Raw genomic sequence first — 18,929 nt, 5'->3', positions numbered from 1 at the left:
TTAGCTCTTTTAACTCATATGTTGATTGTAACCGGCCAAAAGTTGTTGCCAGTTTTGATCGTTAAATTTCAAATTTGGTAATTTAGTTTGCTCTTTGTTAAATGAGCGCAATAAACGACTTAAGTTTGCTTGCTGCCAACTTGAATGAGGCTTTTTGAGTTCGCCTCTGTCAAAATCAATCAGGTAGAACTGTTGATTAGCAAACAAGATGTTTTTGGCGTTGAGATCTGCGTGATAAACACCGCGAGCGTGAAATTGCGCAATCGTTTTACCGAGCGTTTGCCATTGCTCAGCTGTTAGCTCCAATTTTGTCAGCAGCGCCACTAAATCATCTGCACCGTTAACTAATTCAATTAATAAATCTGCACGATACCAGATACCAAAACGTTCAACGTTGGCGCTAATCGGTCTGGGGACTGGGAAGCCTTCTTGGTGAAGTGTTTCCAAAATAGCGAGTTCTGCAATTGCTCTGGTTCGCTCAAAACCTGTAAAGATATAGGCATCTTTACTGAACATTTCGATTAATCCGCCACGCCAATAATGTCTTAAGACCCATTGCTGGGTTTGGTATTGGACAAACCAAGTTGTGTAGCGCCCTTTAGATTGGCCAACAATGGCATCGTTTATTTGCCAATACTCTGGGCTAAAATGAGCAGATGTAAGGTCTTTAGCGAGATCATCGCACCAAGCGATAATACCTTTGTTGGTTGATTTTATTTGCATAAGTGGATTACAAAGCTTTGATTTGTCGGTGGCTATAAAGCTTATTCTACATTAAGATCGAACTCTTGTACTTACTCTGGTTAATTGCGCCCATGAAAGCTGACTATGCATCAATGACATCCCTCTGTTTACTTCGCTTATCTGCCATAGGTGATGTTTGCCATGCGGTGGCGATGGTGCAAGCTATTCAAAAACAATACCCACAATTACACATCACTTGGGTTATCGGTAAAGTTGAATATCAGCTGTTAAAACACTTACCCAACGTGCAATTCGTTATATTCGATAAATCCCAAGGTTGGCGTAGTTATGCCGCATTAAGAAAGAGCTTATCAGGGCAGAAGTTTGATGTGTTATTGCATATGCAGGTTGCACTAAGAGCGACCATAGCATCCTTAATGATTTCGGCTAGGGTTCGTATCGGTTTTGATAAAGCACGTGCTAAAGAAGGGCAATGGTTAGTGACTAATAAAGCTGTAGAGCCACTAGCAACACCTCATGTGCTGGAAGGTTTTATGGGGTTTGCCAAAGCCATCGGTGTGAAAGACTTATCGCCGAAGTGGAACATTCCAGTAACAGAGTCAGATAGTGAGTTTGCAAATGAGCTGATTGCTGAAATTGAAAAAGTGTTAGTCATTTGCCCTGCAGCAAGTAAAGCTGAACGTAATTGGTTACCAGAGCGATATGCTGCAGTGGCTGATCATGCCGTATCAAAAGGCTATCGGGTCATATTGTGTGGCGGCCCTAGTCAGCTTGAAGTTGATTTAGCCGCATCAATTAACCATTTTTCCTCGCAATCTATAGAAAACAAGGTGGGGCAAACCACACTGACTCAATTATTAGCAGTGTTAAATAGGGCTTCTGTTGTGATTGCTCCTGATACTGGCCCTGCTCATATGGCCGTTACTCAAGGCACCCCAGTGATAGGGTTATACGCACATTCTAACCCTGGGCGAACTGGGCCATATATGTCCTTAATGCAAGTGGTGAGCGTTTATGATGAGGTTATTCGTCAGCAATTCCCTAACATGACGATCCCTTGGGGGAAACGGGCCAAAGGGGATGACTTGATGAGCTTGATAAGCGTTGAGAAAGTCATTCAGCAGTTTGATAGTATGACTTAGCAATCTAATGATTGCTAAGTTTCGATTTTAAATTAAATTTATAGCCACTTTCTACCAATTGTAGGTTTACCAATTAAGTTTAAAATGATTTGGGGTATATAGCTTTTTTTAGCAAGGTTTTTAGTAAATAAATTCCATGCATCCAATTTCATTTGACGCTTCTCTTCTGTAGAGACATTATCCGAATATAATTGACAATAGTCATCCACATAACGAATTTCTCTACTTGGACACTTAATACGATATCCTCGGCCTGCGTAATGAATAAAGTCGGCTTTCTTATAGCCTTCTTGGCCCAAAAACTCCATACGGTTAAATTCGGGATCAACGCACTGGTTTGAAATTTTATGTTTTTGTATGATGTAATTAACGTAAGTCTGATCGTAAAACTTTACGTGGTTACAGACTTTTTGCATTCCATCTAAGGTAGCTAATTCAAATAATTTACAAGGCTTAGAAATTAAAAACATGCCAAAATTATAATAACTAAGCTGACCGTTTATTTTATTCCACTCATCTACTTCACCTAACGCTGCAGATATTTGGCTTATGGGTAAATTACGATCAAGGTGTTGACCTTCGTCGAACATGTATACGGTATCAAGGTCTTGATATTCATCAAAAATATCGCGTGCATGGGGCGTTACCAAGATATCAGCATCAAGGTATAGCACTCGGTCGTAGTTTTTTAAAATTTCTGCCGTAAATAATTTTTCAGGCCAAGCCGGGCTCGCAGAGTACAGCGGATCCTCAATATTAATTTTGTAATGCAATTGATCTGAAATAATAAGATCAGCACCGACTTTATCTGCGTATATTTTAAAGCTTTCTAGTGCAGCTTTATACATTGGGTTATCCCCAATGGCGAGAGTGAAAATAGCCTTTTTCATACACACCTTGTAAATTTAATAGGGTTAAAACATTGAGTGATAAAAGGTAACTAGCAGGTCTTGCTGCTTGGGTTTAACTTGTGGTTTGAGAATTAATGTATTGTTATATGACCTGAGTGAAATTTAATGACAATGGTCTCATTGTTTCGCTCTATTACTTAGGTCAAAGCGTCATGTTGCTTGTTAACCTCTATTAAATTACTGCAATCAATTGGTGTAGTTAACTTAACAGAGGTCTGAGCATTAATATTTATGTTGAGGATGAAAAAGCCCAAAAACTGCGCTTAAAAAAGGAATTGGCAGTTTAGTTTTTCTGTGTTGCTTAAGCATGTACCAATGCCATGACTGCTGCTTAAACTCAAGCTTGGCTTGTTCCGATAACTCGTTAGAAAAAAAGTCACAATAATCAATAATATATTTTAGTTCACGCATAGGTATTTTTTCGCGATACCCCCTGCCTGCGTAATGAATGAAGCTCGCTTCTTTATAGCCTTCTAAGCCAAGCAGAGGCATTCTATTAAATGATTTATCGATACACTGGTACTTAATTTTTTCTCGAAAAATAAGATAGTTTATGTAAGTTTGGTCGTAAAACTTTACCTCGTTACATACCTTTTGCATCTCTTCTGCACTAGCATTGATAAATAAGTTTGATTGTTTAGAAACTAAGATCATACCAGAGTTAAAGTACACCATTGCATCATCAAGAGTAGGCCAGTCTACTTCACCTAAAATACTACTTATTTTGTTAGCATGTTCAGAGCGATCTTTATAAGCCCCTTCATTGAACATATACACAGTCTCTAAAGAATTATATTGTTCAAATATATTTTCCGCCCAAGGTGTAACAATCATATCGGCGTCGATATATAGCACTCTATCGTATTCTTTTAATAACTCGGCTATATATAACTTTTCAGACCAAGCAGGACTTGCATCGTAGTATTTATTTTTAACGTTAAGCTGATAATGTAGCTCGTTTGAAACAATCAAATCAGCGCCTACTTTGTCAGCGTAGGAGCTGAAACTATCGATGGCGGCGCGATACATTGGGTTATCGCCTATGGCGAGAGTAAATATTGCTTTTTTCATCTTGATCTGTTTTTAACCCTTAATATTTAGTGAACCATTGTTAGATATTGCTGGTAAACGGTTTCAACACTAATATCTGACACATGGCCCTTACCTTCAACGGCATATAAAACGTGAGACTGTTTGCTCGCTGGCGGAGCCCAATAGGGTTTTTTCTGGCGCATCATGGCTAAAAGCGGACGTTTAGCTGCAAATGCAAAGTGCAAAATTGCGGTATCGACTGTTATTACAAAGTCAGATAATGCAATCAATGAAGGTAATTCAAAGAAGTGCTTATCAACAGTAAACACCACTAATTGGATATTATTTTCTTGTGAAAATGCGTGCGCTGCAGTTTTCACTGCTTCGAAGTTTTCTGGTGTCACATTGATGATATATCTATGACCCTTGTCAGTTTGTTCAAGCGAATTTATCAAAGAGAATAGCTGAGTTAATTGCCAGTCTTTTTTAGTATTTGTTGATAGGTGATTCAAAAAGAAGAGTTTACCATTTGTCGTTGGAAATTTGTCAGCTAGCCATCCTTTTGAGTCAGTTGTCGTTTGGTCCGGGACAACTAAATTTGGCATCATTTGCTCTTTTGAAAGTTGCAAACCAAAAATACTCTTCATTACTTTCATAAAGCGATCTGTAATGTGGTGATTAGCCGGCAATGAGTCCGTATCGAGCTGATACACCTTATCGCTATTTCGAAATAGCACGAAGTTAAGTAACCCTTTATACGGCGCTTTGGAAACACTGGATACGACAAAGGCTTTAGGGGATATTTTTCTGGCAATATCAGAAAATTGATTTGCTTTACTGCCCGGCGAATGACAAACAATGATGTCGTAATTTCTTTGATTAGCTTGCTTAATTTGAGAGTATCGAGCACTCACAGAGTCAGTACAACCATAACTTTGATTAAACACTCCTTCAGCTTCCATCCACTGCTGTAAAATCTTACTGCGTGACAAACGCCATGCATCGGTATTACAACGGTTGTCATCTAACCAGATATCAATTTCTATATGAGGGTACTGAAGCTTGAGAGCAATAAGAAAAGTTTTAAAATAGAGAAAATCACCTAATGCAAATGGTGATATAAATAGCAAGCGTTTGCTATTTGATAACTGTTCAGAAGAGATGATAGACATATGTAGGTTTAATGCTTTAAAAGTAATAATAAAGCATAACCTGAAAGTCAAATGATTAAAATCGTATAATCAAAATAGTGATAAATTGAAGCACCATATACTTTCATTTCAGTTTGTTATGACTCGAAATAAAATATTTTAGGCGTTTAGCTCTAAATAATCGACAATTCTACTTGATGCTAAACCGTCGGTCGGGCCCACATGATCCGAAGTGTATTTTAGACGGTTTTCTTTAAACTCATCTGGTTGATTCAATTGCTGAGGGATTGCAGAAAGTAATGAGCGGTAATCATTTACGTGATAACCAATATCAGAATATAAAACGTTGTCTTTACCAAATCGCTTATCGAAACGATATTTGAAAATGCCACGATAAGACCATTTCAATTTGAAAAAATTACACACCACTACAGGCTTACCTAATGCCGCAAATTCAAATAAAGTGCTTGATGCTTCACTGAGCAAAATATCTGCATTTTTCATAAATGGTAGTAAGGAAATATCTTGTTCTTTAGCGACATATACATTGCCGTATTTAGACCATTCGGCGAGCTTTTCTCGTTGTTTTTTATATTGCTCTCTGACTTGAGTTAGCGAGTGAGGTTTAATTAAAATATTGTAGTCAGTGAAATCTGTTGGCCAGTTATCTGGAAAGCATTCTAATGAACTTGGGTTAAAGGTTGGCGCATACAAGATGGTTTGTTTATCTGGACTCAAACCTAAAGTGGATAAATCAAACCCTGTTTCAGTTTGGTTAAACATTGGATCTAGCTTAGAGAACCCCACCTGGATAAAAGTATCATTAGGATAATACTCTTTGATTTTATTTAATCTCAGCTCACCTTCAATAAATCTAACCGTCATTGGAGTTTTTGATTTGTGATAATAACTAGGTTTAGGGCCGACGCCATGACCTAATTGTGCAGTTTTAGAATATTGATGAACTTCATCAAGGAAGTCACACTCATTACCAAAGAATATCCAATCAGGTTTTAGTGATATATAAGTTTGCTTAGCTTCATGTTTATCTTTTACCCAGAGGCAATCTACATTGAGATCATTAATGGTGTTTGAGAATGCTTTTTGATCATTTTTATTGCTATAACAAATTAACTTAACGTTATGATTTCGTTTTTTAAGCTGTTCGATGATTGGAACATATTGGGGTAAGTAATATACGTTCAATGTGTCAAACACGATTAGCATAGCATTCTCTTTAAAAAGTATTTCTATTGGGAGCTTCAAAGCCGATAAAATCAAAGCGGCCTTTATTATTTTGGTCGAAAAAAGGAGTCATTAATGAGGTGAGGATCACATTGAACCTCACTTAATCAGTGTTTAGCACTCTAGTTATTATCCATTATGTAACAATCTTTCTGAAAGTTAAAGAATTGCTGAAGTTTCCAAATTTAAAGATGGTTTAATATAAACTACTGTTATGGAAAGTTAAGCTGTCAAAAAATCATTTAGCTCAATGATATAAGACAATCGAAAGAAATTACTTAATTGATAGCAGCTTGTCTAAACGAACATAAGCAGAGTTTAAGGCTCTTTATAGACGCTTAAACCGAATTCAATTAAAATATCCCCCTCACTCTAAGAAGACACTTTTACTATGCCTCAATCTACCCTGAGAACTTTCGATTACCCTGCAAGTTTGATAAAAAGCTATCAGCATTGGAACCTACTGCTAAGACCAGGACAACCTACACTTGGTTCAATGGTATTGGTCTGTAAGGAAAGTGTTCATCATTACTCTGGTATTTCAAACGCGGCTTCAGATGAGCAGAAACTAATCATTTCAGATATTGAAAAGGTATTAAAGTACCGTTTTGATTGTAATAAAGTAAATTATTTAATGTTGATGATGGTGGATCCTGCCGTTCACTTTCATATTATCCCTCGCTATGAGTTTCCAGTTGATTTTTGCGGAAAAGAGTTTGTTGACAGTCATTGGCCTAAAGCGCCAAGTTTGGCCGACGAGCTGCAGCTAGAAGCCATTTATCGTGATGAGTTGCTTAAAACATTGAAGAGTGATTTTTGCAATGTGGCAGAAGCTGTTGTTACTGAAGCTAAAAAACCGTATAGAAGAATGTATACTTCAGGTTGCTTTGATATCTTTCACCAAGGGCATTTAAACATCCTTAAGAAAACCAAAGAACTTTGTGATTATTTAATCGTTGGTGTTTCCACTGATGAACTTATTATTAAGTCGAAAGGGCGCCCTCCGATTATTCCTTTTGAAGAAAGGATTTCAATTTTAGAGGCCAATCGATTTGTTGATGAGGTTATTCCGCAAGTTGATAAAAATAAGCAAGACATTGTTGACCAATACAATATAGATGCTATTTCAGTTGGTTCAGACTGGAAAGGAAAGTACCCCAAAGTCACATGTGAAATGGAGTATTTTGATTATACTCCCAATGTGAGTTCAACCGTGTTAAAGCAAAAGTTAAATATAACACCAAAATCAGTTACTTAAACTAATAGGTAGTATTCATTCAAACCAATATGCTTAATCATTAGATGGGGTTGATATTAATATTAATGGTTAACCGTATTGTTGGGCTTGCATGGCTGAGAACGTGATATTTTCGAGTTTTAGATTTTTACTTACAACATAAATTTAAATGACTAAAGTCCCATGATCTCGAACGTCATGGATTATATCGGCAAATGATAAAATGACGCCATGGATGGAAAACAGAGACATTATGCAGTTTAAAGTGTTCGTTATTAATTTAGATAAAAGCACGGATAGAATGGCTTTTATGCGGCAACAATTGACTCAGTTAAACATTGAGTATGAAAGAGTGCCAGCAGTGTATGGTAAAGAATTATCTGATTCAGAAATAAGTCGAATTTTCGACCAAAAAACTAACTTGGCAAAATATGACAAAGTGCTTAATGTTGGTGAGTTAGGTTGTTATTTGAGCCATGTTAATTGCTGGAATAAGATGGTTGATAATCACATTGACTATGCGTTGATACTTGAAGATGACTCAATACTCGATAAAGGTATGAGTGACTTAATTGATAGTGTTGGGAAGCTGCAACAAAAGTGGGACTACATCAAGCTGTGCCATGGTCGTAAGCAAAAAGAAGTGATTGATCCGATTGCGCTTAATGACCAGTTCTCATTAGGCACTTGTTTGAAACTGCCATCCTCAACAAGAGGACAGTTTGTTTCATTAACGGGTGCTAAAAAATTATTAGCAACAGCAATGCCTATAGCAAGGCCTGTGGATATTGATATCCAATATTGGTTTGAAAAAAAATTGGACTGCTTTGTCGTTAGACCATTTCCAGTATTAGAAGCCGATTTTGAGAGTGAAATAGGTTCTTTAGAAAACAGAAGTTTTGCTAAAAAACGTCCACTAAAGCGTATTTGGCAGAAAATTTCATTTGAAATAAAAGTCAGATTAAATAGCCGCAAACTGCCCCAAATTTCTAACTTAAGCAATTAAGCAATTAAGCAATTAAGCAATTAAGCAATTAAGCAATTAAACAATTAAGCAAAGAGCATACTTTGGTATGCTCTTTTAGTCTGTGAGATCTTCAATTAAGCCAACCCATTGCTGCTGCCAATGTTCGAATGAGCATACATGCTTAATGGATTGATGGCCTTGAAATGCAAGCTTTCTACTGCCTTCGATATCGAGAATAGCTTGCTCAAGCACTTTTTTAAACTCAGTGGCATCTGGCATTATTAAATGTCCGTTATGGCCATTTAATATTAAATTAGAAAGACCACCAACATTACTGCTAATCACTAAACACCCAGCAGCCATAGCCTCAATCATTGAAAGTGATGTGCCTTCTGAGCCTAGTGTTGGGATAACAGCAAAATGATGTGTTTGATGCACTTCGAAACTCTGCTCGGGTTTGTACTGAGTGACTTGTACTTGTTGGTGATTTTTAAATGTTGCTTTTAGTTCAGCCTCTAAAGGTCCTTCTCCTGCAAATGTCACCACTAAGTTTGGGTAAGTATTAACTAATTGCTCAATGACAGGGATTATCATGGCAATGCCACGGTAATCAACAAAGCGTCTAGCAATGATGAGCTTTATAGAATAGGAGTTTTGTTCAATTTGCCATTTATCATCAAAGGCATTTTCTGACACTTGCTGGTGAAAAAAGTTATAAATAACTTTGACCTTGATATTTTTGACATCAAACCAGGTGCGGTACCAATTAATAAAATTATGATCAACGCAAACTAATGCATTACTTTTATTGGTATAAGTTAAATATTTAATATGATTGGCTAAAGATGATACTAATTGCATAAGTGCAGTTTGCGAAGCTCTTGGTTTATCCCAAGATACACCGTGCTGAACAGCAATGGTCTTTAGGCTTTTAATGTTAACGGCATAGGAATCCGTTGCGAAAATGACAATGTCATCACCGTTGGCTTGCGTTTCAACCCATTTAGCTAATGCGTATTTTTTAGAGTTACCCCTATACCAACCAGTATTAATGCCATGAATAGTATGAGTCTCTTTTATGACCGTAAACGGTTTTTGGGCAGGCTGAACTATGTGTGTTTGCCAACCCTTTACTTCAAATGTTTCAATTAAACTGAGAATATAATTCTCAATCCCACCAATGATATTCACTTCACCGTGATGGTTAAACATCGCCCTGTAAATAATATAAATAGATTTCATGGTTACAACCTATAAGTTGTTGCGATGATATGTTTTATTCTCTGACAAGCTTGGCCGTCTCCGTATGGATTGGAGAGTTCTTCAAAAGATGAAGCGTCTTTGAGCAATGTTTCAACAGCGGAAGTAATACTTTGTTGGTTGGTACCCACCAGTTTGACTGTGCCTGCTTTGACGGCTTCTGGGCGTTCTGTTTTATCTCTTAATACCAATACGGGTTTATGCAGTGAAGGAGCTTCCTCTTGAATTCCACCTGAGTCCGTTAAAATAATATCGGCTCTGTCCATTAAAAATACAAAGTCCTGATAATTTAATGGATTAATTAAGTGAAAATTCTCAATACCAGAAAGGTGTCTGTTGACTGGCTCTTGGACTTGAGGGTTTAAATGAACCGGATAAATTAACACGACATCAGGATTGTTTTGGGCGATCTCTTTTAAAGCTAAGCAAATGTTCTCGAAACCTTGACCAAAGTTCTCTCTGCGGTGACCAGTGATCAATATGAGTTTCTTATTCTTTATCGTCTCGATAAGTTTTGACAAGGTGGCGGCTTGGTAGTTTGCGTCTTTAATATGCTTCACTGTTGTGTGTAAGGCATCAATCACAGTATTTCCTGTTACAAAGATTTGCTCTGTAGGCACGTTTTCTTGTTGTAAGTTGTCTGCAGCGCTTTGGGTTGGAGCGAAATGCAGTCTAGTTAAAGTAGAGGTGAGTTTTCTATTGGCCTCTTCTGGCCAAGGGGAGTGAATATCACCGGTTCTTAATCCTGCTTCAACGTGTCCAATATCAACTTTTTTATAAAATGCAGCTAAGGCGGCTGCAAATGATGTCGTGGTATCACCGTGTACAAGTACTAATTGTGGTTTAAAGTCTTCAATCACTACACTGACTTTTTCGATAATGGTGCTTGTTAGCCATTCTAATGTCTGGCCTTGCTTCATTAAGTCTAAGTCGTAGTCAGGTTTTATTTCAAAAATTTCAAGAACTTGATCTAGCATTTTTCTATGCTGAGCGGTGACACAAACTCTTACTTCAAAGCGTGGATCAGCTAAAAGACTTTTAGCTAGAGGGCACATTTTTATAGCTTCAGGGCGAGTACCAAAAACTAAAAGAGCTTTTAAAGGAGGGTTATTCAAAATTATGGCCGAGGAGTCTAACAAGTTATGCGATTTTACCTTGTAACGACGTCTTTAGCTAATACGTGACATAAGAAATATTCGGACTGTGTTACCTGTATCCTGCATATTTAATTTTGCTGTAATCTAAGTCCCTGTAGTATTATTCAGCCAACTCTTAGTTTCATGAGTATTGTATCTTAGTTAAGAAATGAATCTTAATTGAGTGTATTACTTTCTATCAATAAATCACACTTAAAGTGAATAAGCCAAATGCATAGACGCGCGATTTATCCGGGTACTTTTGATCCTGTCACAAATGGACATGCTGATTTGATTGAGCGAGCGGCGAAATTGTTTCGCCATGTGATTATCGGCATTGCTTCAAACCCTTCAAAACAGCCTCTTTTTACACTTGAAGAACGTGTAGCTCAAGTAAACTTGGTTACTGCTCATCTTGATAATGTTGAAGTCGTGGGGTTTACCGGCTTACTGGTTGATTTTGCTAAAGAGCAAAACGCCAGTGTATTAGTCAGGGGACTTCGTGCTGTGTCTGATTTTGAGTATGAATTTCAGTTGGCCAATATGAATCGTCGCTTAAGTCCTGATCTAGAAAGTGTCTTTTTGACTCCGGCTGAAGAGAATTCGTTTATCTCATCAACCTTAGTGAAAGAAGTTGCGCTGCACGGTGGAGATGTGAGCCAGTTTGTTCATACTGATGTTGCCAGCTCTGTCATTCAAAAAATTAAAAACAACAAAACAAAATAGTCTCTTAGTTCTTAAAAAGCCTCAACGAGAAAATCAAGTTGAGGCTTTTTTGTTTTACTTTTTCTAAAGGTATGGTTACAAGGTTATCGTGTTTGGCACTGCCCACAAAATACGGTGGTGCGCTGGCCGAGCTTTATTTCGCTGAGCAAATTACCGCACTCGGTACAAGTTTCACCACCGCGGCCATAAACATGGAGCTTTTGAGCGAAGTAGCCAGGTTTACCGTCGGCATTGGTAAAATCTTTCAACGTGGTGCCACCTTGCTTAATCGCTTGGGCAAGGATCTGTTTTACTTCACTCACTAATATCGTCAGTCTTTCTATATCGATATTTCCTGCCGCTGCTTGTGGATGAATACCTGCTGCAAATAGCGCCTCATTGGCATAAATGTTCCCAACGCCAACGACGATATGGTTGTCCATAAGGCATAGCTTAATGGCTTTTTTCTTGTTGGCTAATGCTGCTTGTAACTGCTGTGGGTTAAAGTCATCGCTTAGGGGTTCAGGGCCGAGTTTTATCAGCAACGGATGAGCCTCTTCTGGTAGCTCGTACCAAAGCCAAGCGCCAAACCTGCGAGGGTCGTTATATCTCAGTACTCGACCATTTTCTAACACTAGGTCGATATGGTCGTGCTTTTCAACGGGCGTATTGGCAGGCAATATACGTAAGCTTCCTGACATGCCTAAATGTACTATCGTAATGCCCGCATCGGTATCGATAAGGAGATACTTCGCACGGCGACGAACTTGTTTAATCGTTTGGCCAATGATGTTTTTACAGATGTCAGGCACCGGCCAGCGTAGAGAGGCATTTCTAATGACGAGATCTCGAACAGTCTGATCCACAAGGTGTGGAGATATACCTTGTTTGGTGACTTCAACTTCGGGTAATTCAGGCATAAGTATCCATGTCAGTGACGTTTAAATATGGTTTTTATTAGGTTATCTACTAGAGATAACGGGTATTAGATCACTTCGTAAACTTGGCGGAATTTGATACCAGTTCTCAGCTGCCGACCGCAATAAGCCTTGCTGTGGATAGTATTGCCAATGTTGAGCTTGTGGCTGGTGGTTAATTGCAATGCTCAATGGTAACGGGGACGGCAACAATTTAAGCTCATCTTCGGTCATATTAATGGTTGAAATTACCAGTTCAGACCAAGCTGTCGCTAAAGGCTGACAGTTCAATACCGTTTCCTCACAACTCCATTTTTTATCTGATTTATTAAGCCAAATACCACTAAATTGTAATTGGGTTAATTGGTTTTGAACATCAAATAATGCGTGGGCATCCTCAGGCATTTGGTTGGTTTTGGAATCAATGAAGGTCAGCACTGCGACCATGAATACGCAGGCTATGATGAGGATGTTATTCCATTTTTTTCGAGATAGCGCCATAAACTAATGCATTATGATTGTGATTTCTATTGTAAGACATAGTGTATAGCAAAATGGTGTTGAGCAAAAAGTGATTAGTTTAGCGAGTGCAATGTTAGTTTTAATGAGCATTAAAGATAATAAAAAAGGTGATGCATTATTCGGCATCACCTTTCGTTAACTGAGGTTGACGTTCACTAGCCGCCAGTTGAGTTCATAAAACGTAAGATTTGCACGTCATCATCCGTGCCAAAATAATGTTCTTTGGGTTTGTGTTGTATGCCTTCTAATATAGCATCTTTAAGTTTGCCAATATCGCCAGGAAATTCACGGACGATTGATTTCAAATCAACGGAGTTCTCATTACCTAAGCATAACAATAAACGACCTTCTACTGTCACGCGAACGCGATTACATTCGTGGCAAAAGTTGTTACTGTGAGGTGAAATGAAACCGATATGGATATCACTGTCGGCCATCTTGTAATAACGAGCTGGGCCACCGGTACGTTTACTTGAAGGGATTAATGGGTAAGCATCTTCAATGATACCTCTGACTTCTTCGCTTGAGCAGTGACGGCTGCGTTTACGCTCGTCCATGACACCTAATGGCATTTCTTCAATAAAGGCGATGTCGAGTTCTCGCTCACGGCAGAAATTGATTAAATCAATGACTTCATGATCGTTTTTACCACGTAAAATTACCGCATTGATTTTAATGTGCTTAAAGCCTGCAGCTTTTGCGGCATCAATTCCCGCAATCACACGTTCGACTTTGCCATTGCGAGTCATTTCGGTAAATAGATCAGGGTTTAAGGTATCTAAACTGATGTTTAGGCGCTTAAGGCCTGCATCATGCATTGGCTGAGCCAGTTTACTTAAGCGTGAACCATTAGTGGTCATCGATAAGTCATCTAAGCCCGGTAGTTGACCGAGTAACTCAATTAATTTATCGCAGTCGGTTCTAACTAATGGCTCACCGCCAGTTAAGCGAATTTTCTTCACGCCTAACTCGGTAAAAGCCTGTGCAATCCATGCAAGTTCTTCAAGGCTTAATACCTGTTCTCTAGGTAAAAAGCTTGGATCTTCACTCATACAATAAACACAGCGAAAATCACAACGGTCAGTGACCGATAAACGTAAGTACTCTACTTTTCGGTTAAACTTGTCGACTATTAAACTCATGAATTAGCACATCTTTTAGTTAGTTATAACAGTTCAGCAAAAGGCTGAATGTAGACTTGTTGGCCTGGCATAACTGAATCTTCGGCTTCGCCGATAACAATCAGACAGTTTGCTTTGACCATTGAGTTCAACATCCCTGAACCTTGCGCCCCTGTTGAGGCAACATGTAAACGTCCATCATTGTTTAGATAATATTGACCACGAACAAATTCAGTTCGTCCAGTTCTACTGCGCAAGATACTATCGGTAACCGCCGGCAAATACTGTGGCGTATAGTTGATTTCGCCAGCAAGCTTACGAATGGCAGGTTGCACGAACTGTAAAAATGACACCATTACCGCCACTGGGTTACCTGGTAAACCAAAGAACAAGCTGTCATTTACTTTACCGAATGCCAAAGGTCGTCCTGGGCGCATGTTAATGCGCCAGAAGTTAATCTCGCCAATCTTCGCGAGTACTGTTTTGATGTAGTCAGCATTTCCTACTGATACGCCACCTGAGCTGATAACAATATCGGCATCAACACTTGCTTGAGATAAAGCTGTTGTTAATGCGGCTTCGCTATCTTCAATAATGCCTAGGTCGATGACTTTACAGCCTAACTTTTGCGCCATTGATTTAATGGTGTAACGGTTAGAGTCGTAAATACAGTTCGCTTTTAATGGCTCACCTGGTTGGCTGACTTCATCGCCCGTTGAAAATACAGCGATAGTCGGCTGTTTAACCACATTGGCTTTTGGTAGCCCTAATGAGGCTAATAAACCTTGTTCAGCGGCATGTAGGCGGTGACCTTTTGCTAGAGCAAGTGCATCTTTTGCAATATCTTCACCGGCTAAACGAACATGTTGACCTGCAAGAATTTTACCTTGTAGCTGTACTTGGCCATCTTGCTCGATTACCAGTTCGCGAGCTTCTACTGTGTCTGCACCTTGTGGCACAGTTGCGCCTGTCATAATACGCACCGCTTCGCCAGCAGCTAAGGTGCCTGGGTATTCGTGACCCGCTAGGACTTCCCCCATTAACTTAAGCGGAGCAACAGGATTACTAGGACTATTATCTTTGCTATAAGCAAATGCATAGCCGTCCATTGCCGAGTTCGTTTGTTGCGGTACATTCACTGGCGAAATAGCATCAGCGGCCAAAACACGATTTGATGCGTCATCAATCGAAACGTGCTCGCTGTCAGTTAGTGGTGTAACCATCGCCATTAATTGCTCTAAACCTTGAGCAACCGATAAGAATTTTTGCTCATCAGAAACAGGCGTGGCTTTAGTTGGGATTGGTAACTCAACATCAGGAGCTTGCCAGTTTGTTTGATACTCAATAACAAAGTCTGCGATTTGGCCGACATTGTTTAAATCTAAGCGAGTGAGTTCTGCTGGTGTTTCGGTGTCATCACAGCAAGCGATAGCGACGATATTATCATCGTGGGTATGAATAAGTGGCTTACCATGTGCTGCTCGGTGTAATTCAATTTTTGGTAATTCGAGCTTTTTAAAACCTTCGACCAAAACGATGTCCACTTTATCAGCTTCAATTTGTGCTAATAAATGCGGTAGCTGCGGATCACCCTCAACAGCATCTTCGGTCATTAATGCCCAGCGAACATGCGAGGCAACCAACATTTGCTTCGCACCAGCTTTACGCATTTCGTAGCTGTCTTTACCAGGGATATCAACATCGAAATTATGATGAGCGTGCTTAATGACAGCTAAACGAACACCACGGCGATTAAGCTCAGGGATCAATTGCTTTAATAAGGTGGTTTTACCGGTGCCACTGTAGGCACAGAATCCGAGAACTGGAATATTAAGCGGATTGGAAAACGGTATACTCATAAAGACCTCATTGTTGACTTATCGCTGTGTTGCCACAGGTTATTTGGCATTCTCGATGACAAGTTTTTGTTCAAGTGTATTCACATTTACAAATGCATTCGGTTGGTCGGCAAAACTGGTGACGACGTATTTGTGTTGTTCATACCAAAGGAAAATTTTACGGTCGCCAGCATCAAGAAAAGCTTGCATTGAATCTTTCAAATGCGGCTTTAATAACATGACGACAGGCTGTTGGTGCTCACCATCGCTGGCAACCACAATGTCAGCGTCGGCATCTTTTAGAGATGCATGCATACGCTCACATAAATCGTTAGGTAGCATAGGGCTATCACAAGGCACTACAAGTAGTAAGTCAGCCTGGGTATTCCCCATGGCTGTGACCATTCCCGCTAATGGGCCTAAATAACCGCTTTCTTTATCGCTTATCACATTAAACCCAAGAGCAGAATACTGCTCTTGATTGCGGTTAGCATTAATCATAATACGATCAACTTGAGGCTTTACACGTTCGATGGTGTGGGCGATCATCGGTTTGCCGCTGAGTTCTACTAAGCCCTTGTCGATACCACCCATTCTTCTGGCCATACCGCCAGCTAAAATCACCGCATCAATTTGCACTGACATAGTGAAACTCCTGAGACTGCTCAAAGCGAGGTATATGGTTACTTTCAACAACTTTTTGCTCTGAAATATGCCAGTGTTTTTGGCACAAAGCTGTTAACCCACAGGTTTGGTGGCTACTAATTAGTAAGCCTGTACCTTGTTGTTTTAAAATATTAATCATGGCTAAAACTAGCTTTTGAGACTGTTTATCCATGTTAGAAATAGGTTCATCAAGCATGAGCAACTTAGGTTGGGATATCCATGCTCTAGCAAGAGCTAAGCGTTGCCTTTCTCCGCCAGATAAATCAGTAGCATCACTTTTTAGTAGTGAGCCAAGTTGTGCCATTTCAATTGCTTGGTTAATTCTGGCTTGCTGTTCTTGTGGGCTATAATGGCCTTTCGGCAGAGCATAGCGTAAGTTGTATTCAACCGAACCATCAAACAGGTAAGCATGTTGATGTAAATATACCGCTTTGCCAAGTAATGAATTTGACTGCCACCACTTTTTAGGCGCAAACCCTGTGGCGGTCACTTCACCAGAACTGGGTTTAATGATGCCCGCGATTAATTTCATCAAAGTTGACTTGCCGCTGCCGTTATCCCCTTGAAGATAAATCACGTCACCTTCGCAAAAAGATAAGCCATCAAACTTAAATAGCTCGCGTTCTTTAAAGTTAATACGGATATCTTTTGCAATGAGTTTAGCGGTCATTATTGACTCCTAGGCATGGCTTTACCACGCAAAGAGCCGATAGCGAAGTTAATCACAATGGCTAAAATTAATAATACTAGACCTAAAGCAATCGCTTGGGCAAAGTCACCTTTACTGGTCTCAAGTGCAATAGCTGTGGGAATATTTCGAGTATGGTGCAAAATATTACCGCCGACCATCATCGAACAGCCCACTTCAGTAAGGATACGGCTAAATGCAGCGATAACAGCAAGTAATAATGGTACGCGTAATTCACGACAAACAGTCCATATCGCACGTTGCCATGAAGCTCCTAATGTACGTGATGTTTCATAAGCACGTTTATCAATGCTGCTAAAAGCGGCTTGTGATAAAGCAATTAATACCGGAGCGCAAATCATCATTTGCCCAAGGATCATACCTTGTTGGGTAAACAGCCAGCGTAAGTCACCTAAAGGCCCATTTCGGGTCAGTAACAAGTAGGCAAGTAAACCTATAACGACGGTAGGGATAGATTGTAATGTTTGGACGATATTAGTGACAAACCAACGTCCAGGAAATTGGTAAGAGGCGAGTAAAAATCCAAGCATGATCGACGGAATTAATGTGATGATTAATGCCGCAAAAGAAACCGAAAAAGAAACACTTATGATAGACCATACGTCTGGGTCTAAAGAAAGCAGCAAGCTAAAAGCTTGCTGCATTAGGGCTAACCAGCCTTCATTCATTACTTATATGTTGCCTTAAACAATTGTTCTCCCTGAACTTTAAAATCGTTAATCATCTGCTGAGCTTGCGGGCTAATAAACCAATCGCTCAATGCTTTCGCTCCTTGATGATTTAACTCAGGATATTTTTCTGCATTAATTAGCATGATTTGATAAGGGTTGGCTAATGCAGCACCACCTTCAAAAGTAATTGCTAAATCTAATTTAGATTTGTAAGCAACAAACGTACCACGATCAGTTAATGTGTACGCTTGTTTTTCATCTGCCATCAGTAAAGTCTTACCCATGCCTTGACCAATAGAAGTATAGCCTGAAAAATCTGGTGTTACAGAAGCTTCTTTCCAAATTGCGAGCTCTTTCATGTTGGTGCCAGAATTATCTCCGCGAGAGATGAAAGTGCTTTTATTTGTTGCAACTTTTTTAAACGCTTCAACCACATCTTTACTGCCTGACATTTTGGCTGGGTCATCTTTAGGACCTAAAACAACGAAGTCATTTTCCATAATTCCACGAGGGGTTGTACCGTAACCTTCATTGACAAATTTAGCTTCAGCAGCAGGAGCATGAGTCATCACAACGTCTACATCTCCTTGACGTGCAAGCTTTAATGCTTTGCCCGTGCCGGTTGCAATCACTTGTACTTTGTAACCCGATTCCGCTTCAAACGTTGGCAAAATAGCGCGTAAAAGACCAGAATTATCTGTGCTGGTGGTTGTGGCTAACTTGATGACTTCGGTTGCTTCAACGGTATCACTTACCATTGTGCTTCCCATAAGTGCCATACCGATTACTGCGGTTAACCCTGATTTAAAATTAAACATTCTAGCTCCTTGAAAATACTAAACTGCAAAGGCACCAAGCCGTGCCAATTAATGTATTTCGAAAATGAGGGTAAATATATACCCGTTACAATTGGGTAAAGGCAATTAGTGTGCCAATTTGTTGCAAGAATATGCTGATCACGACAAAAATGGAATTGTGATCAAGGTCTCATGAT

At 39.4% G+C, this 18,929-nt stretch carries 19 protein-coding genes; 4 read left to right on the top strand and 15 right to left on the bottom strand.

Features of this window, described 5'->3' with window-relative positions; genetic code table 11:
• Positions 1 to 9: 9 nt before the first annotated feature.
• The gene (locus K5Q58_RS04115) at positions 10 to 723 is read right to left on the bottom strand and encodes a 3-deoxy-D-manno-octulosonic acid kinase (RefSeq protein WP_220752597.1); all 714 of its coding nucleotides are present in this window, start codon (positions 721 to 723) and stop codon (positions 10 to 12) included.
• 92 nt (positions 724 to 815) lie between these two features.
• Here K5Q58_RS04115 and K5Q58_RS04110 point away from each other — a divergent pair, with 92 nt between their 5' ends.
• Positions 816 to 1,847 carry a glycosyltransferase family 9 protein gene (locus K5Q58_RS04110; RefSeq protein WP_220752596.1) on the top strand — a complete coding sequence of 344 codons (1,032 nt, stop codon included), beginning with the start codon at positions 816 to 818 and terminating at the stop codon, positions 1,845 to 1,847.
• Positions 1,848 to 1,885: 38 nt separating this feature from the next.
• Here K5Q58_RS04110 and K5Q58_RS04105 read toward each other — a convergent pair whose 3' ends face one another.
• The 4 genes from K5Q58_RS04105 to K5Q58_RS04090 form a co-directional block, all read right to left on the bottom strand.
• Positions 1,886 to 2,737, bottom strand: a complete 852-nt coding sequence (locus K5Q58_RS04105) for a glycosyltransferase family 8 protein (protein ID WP_220752595.1) — start codon at positions 2,735 to 2,737, stop codon at positions 1,886 to 1,888.
• A 243-nt stretch (positions 2,738 to 2,980) separates the two neighbouring features.
• Positions 2,981 to 3,829, bottom strand: coding sequence for a glycosyltransferase (locus tag K5Q58_RS04100; protein ID WP_220752594.1), 849 nt, complete (start codon positions 3,827 to 3,829; stop codon positions 2,981 to 2,983).
• Between the two features lie 26 nt (positions 3,830 to 3,855).
• Positions 3,856 to 4,962 carry a glycosyltransferase family 9 protein gene (locus K5Q58_RS04095; RefSeq protein WP_220752593.1) on the bottom strand — a complete coding sequence of 369 codons (1,107 nt, stop codon included), beginning with the start codon at positions 4,960 to 4,962 and terminating at the stop codon, positions 3,856 to 3,858.
• A 138-nt stretch (positions 4,963 to 5,100) separates the two neighbouring features.
• Positions 5,101 to 6,168 (bottom strand): CDP-glycerol glycerophosphotransferase family protein, encoded by a 1,068-nt coding sequence (locus tag K5Q58_RS04090; RefSeq protein WP_220752592.1) that lies wholly within the window; start codon positions 6,166 to 6,168, stop codon positions 5,101 to 5,103.
• A 409-nt stretch (positions 6,169 to 6,577) separates the two neighbouring features.
• Here K5Q58_RS04090 and K5Q58_RS21080 point away from each other — a divergent pair, with 409 nt between their 5' ends.
• Positions 6,578 to 7,444 carry an adenylyltransferase/cytidyltransferase family protein gene (locus tag K5Q58_RS21080; RefSeq protein ID WP_259651227.1) on the top strand — a complete coding sequence of 289 codons (867 nt, stop codon included), beginning with the start codon at positions 6,578 to 6,580 and terminating at the stop codon, positions 7,442 to 7,444.
• 232 nt (positions 7,445 to 7,676) lie between these two features.
• Positions 7,677 to 8,429: a glycosyltransferase family 25 protein gene (locus tag K5Q58_RS04080; protein WP_220752591.1), complete on the top strand. Its 753-nt coding sequence runs from the start codon at positions 7,677 to 7,679 to the stop codon at positions 8,427 to 8,429.
• A gap of 75 nt (positions 8,430 to 8,504) precedes the next feature.
• Here K5Q58_RS04080 and K5Q58_RS04075 read toward each other — a convergent pair whose 3' ends face one another.
• Together K5Q58_RS04075 and wecB are read right to left on the bottom strand one after the other, a co-directional pair.
• Positions 8,505 to 9,632 (bottom strand): glycosyltransferase family 4 protein, encoded by a 1,128-nt coding sequence (locus K5Q58_RS04075; protein ID WP_220752590.1) that lies wholly within the window; start codon positions 9,630 to 9,632, stop codon positions 8,505 to 8,507.
• A 2-nt stretch (positions 9,633 to 9,634) separates the two neighbouring features.
• Positions 9,635 to 10,765 (bottom strand): non-hydrolyzing UDP-N-acetylglucosamine 2-epimerase, encoded by a 1,131-nt coding sequence (gene wecB, locus K5Q58_RS04070; protein ID WP_259651226.1) that lies wholly within the window; start codon positions 10,763 to 10,765, stop codon positions 9,635 to 9,637.
• A 252-nt stretch (positions 10,766 to 11,017) separates the two neighbouring features.
• Between wecB and coaD the strand changes: the two genes are divergently transcribed.
• Complete coding sequence (gene coaD, locus K5Q58_RS04065) at positions 11,018 to 11,512, top strand: pantetheine-phosphate adenylyltransferase (RefSeq protein ID WP_220752589.1); 495 nt, start codon at positions 11,018 to 11,020, stop codon at positions 11,510 to 11,512.
• A gap of 83 nt (positions 11,513 to 11,595) precedes the next feature.
• Here coaD and mutM read toward each other — a convergent pair whose 3' ends face one another.
• The 8 genes from mutM to K5Q58_RS04025 form a co-directional block, all read right to left on the bottom strand.
• Entirely contained in the window at positions 11,596 to 12,411 is an 816-nt protein-coding gene (gene mutM / locus K5Q58_RS04060; protein ID WP_220752588.1) for a bifunctional DNA-formamidopyrimidine glycosylase/DNA-(apurinic or apyrimidinic site) lyase, read from the bottom strand.
• A 42-nt stretch (positions 12,412 to 12,453) separates the two neighbouring features.
• Positions 12,454 to 12,909, bottom strand: a complete 456-nt coding sequence (locus tag K5Q58_RS04055; protein WP_220752587.1) for a hypothetical protein — start codon at positions 12,907 to 12,909, stop codon at positions 12,454 to 12,456.
• A 176-nt stretch (positions 12,910 to 13,085) separates the two neighbouring features.
• Positions 13,086 to 14,072 (bottom strand): GTP 3',8-cyclase MoaA, encoded by a 987-nt coding sequence (moaA, locus tag K5Q58_RS04050; protein ID WP_220752586.1) that lies wholly within the window; start codon positions 14,070 to 14,072, stop codon positions 13,086 to 13,088.
• 23 nt (positions 14,073 to 14,095) lie between these two features.
• On the bottom strand, positions 14,096 to 15,910 hold the full coding sequence (locus K5Q58_RS04045) for a bifunctional molybdopterin-guanine dinucleotide biosynthesis adaptor protein MobB/molybdopterin molybdotransferase MoeA (RefSeq protein WP_220752585.1): 1,815 nt from the start codon (positions 15,908 to 15,910) through the stop codon (positions 14,096 to 14,098).
• Between the two features lie 39 nt (positions 15,911 to 15,949).
• Positions 15,950 to 16,534, bottom strand: coding sequence for a molybdenum cofactor guanylyltransferase MobA (gene mobA / locus K5Q58_RS04040; RefSeq protein WP_220752584.1), 585 nt, complete (start codon positions 16,532 to 16,534; stop codon positions 15,950 to 15,952).
• Positions 16,518 to 17,228: an energy-coupling factor ABC transporter ATP-binding protein gene (locus tag K5Q58_RS04035; RefSeq protein WP_220752627.1), complete on the bottom strand. Its 711-nt coding sequence runs from the start codon at positions 17,226 to 17,228 to the stop codon at positions 16,518 to 16,520. Before K5Q58_RS04035 ends, mobA begins: the two co-directional genes overlap by 17 nt.
• Entirely contained in the window at positions 17,225 to 17,932 is a 708-nt protein-coding gene (locus K5Q58_RS04030; protein ID WP_220752583.1) for an ABC transporter permease, read from the bottom strand. The genes K5Q58_RS04035 and K5Q58_RS04030 overlap by 4 nt, the downstream gene beginning before the upstream one ends.
• Complete coding sequence (locus K5Q58_RS04025) at positions 17,932 to 18,753, bottom strand: substrate-binding domain-containing protein (protein WP_220752582.1); 822 nt, start codon at positions 18,751 to 18,753, stop codon at positions 17,932 to 17,934. The genes K5Q58_RS04030 and K5Q58_RS04025 overlap by 1 nt, the downstream gene beginning before the upstream one ends.
• Between the last annotated feature and the right edge of the window lie 176 nt (positions 18,754 to 18,929).

It is taken from the genome of Shewanella sp. KT0246 (genome assembly GCF_019654955.1).
Lineage (GTDB): Bacteria > Pseudomonadota > Gammaproteobacteria > Enterobacterales > Shewanellaceae > Shewanella > Shewanella goraebulensis.
This window is presented reverse-complemented; position numbering and strand designations above follow the sequence as displayed.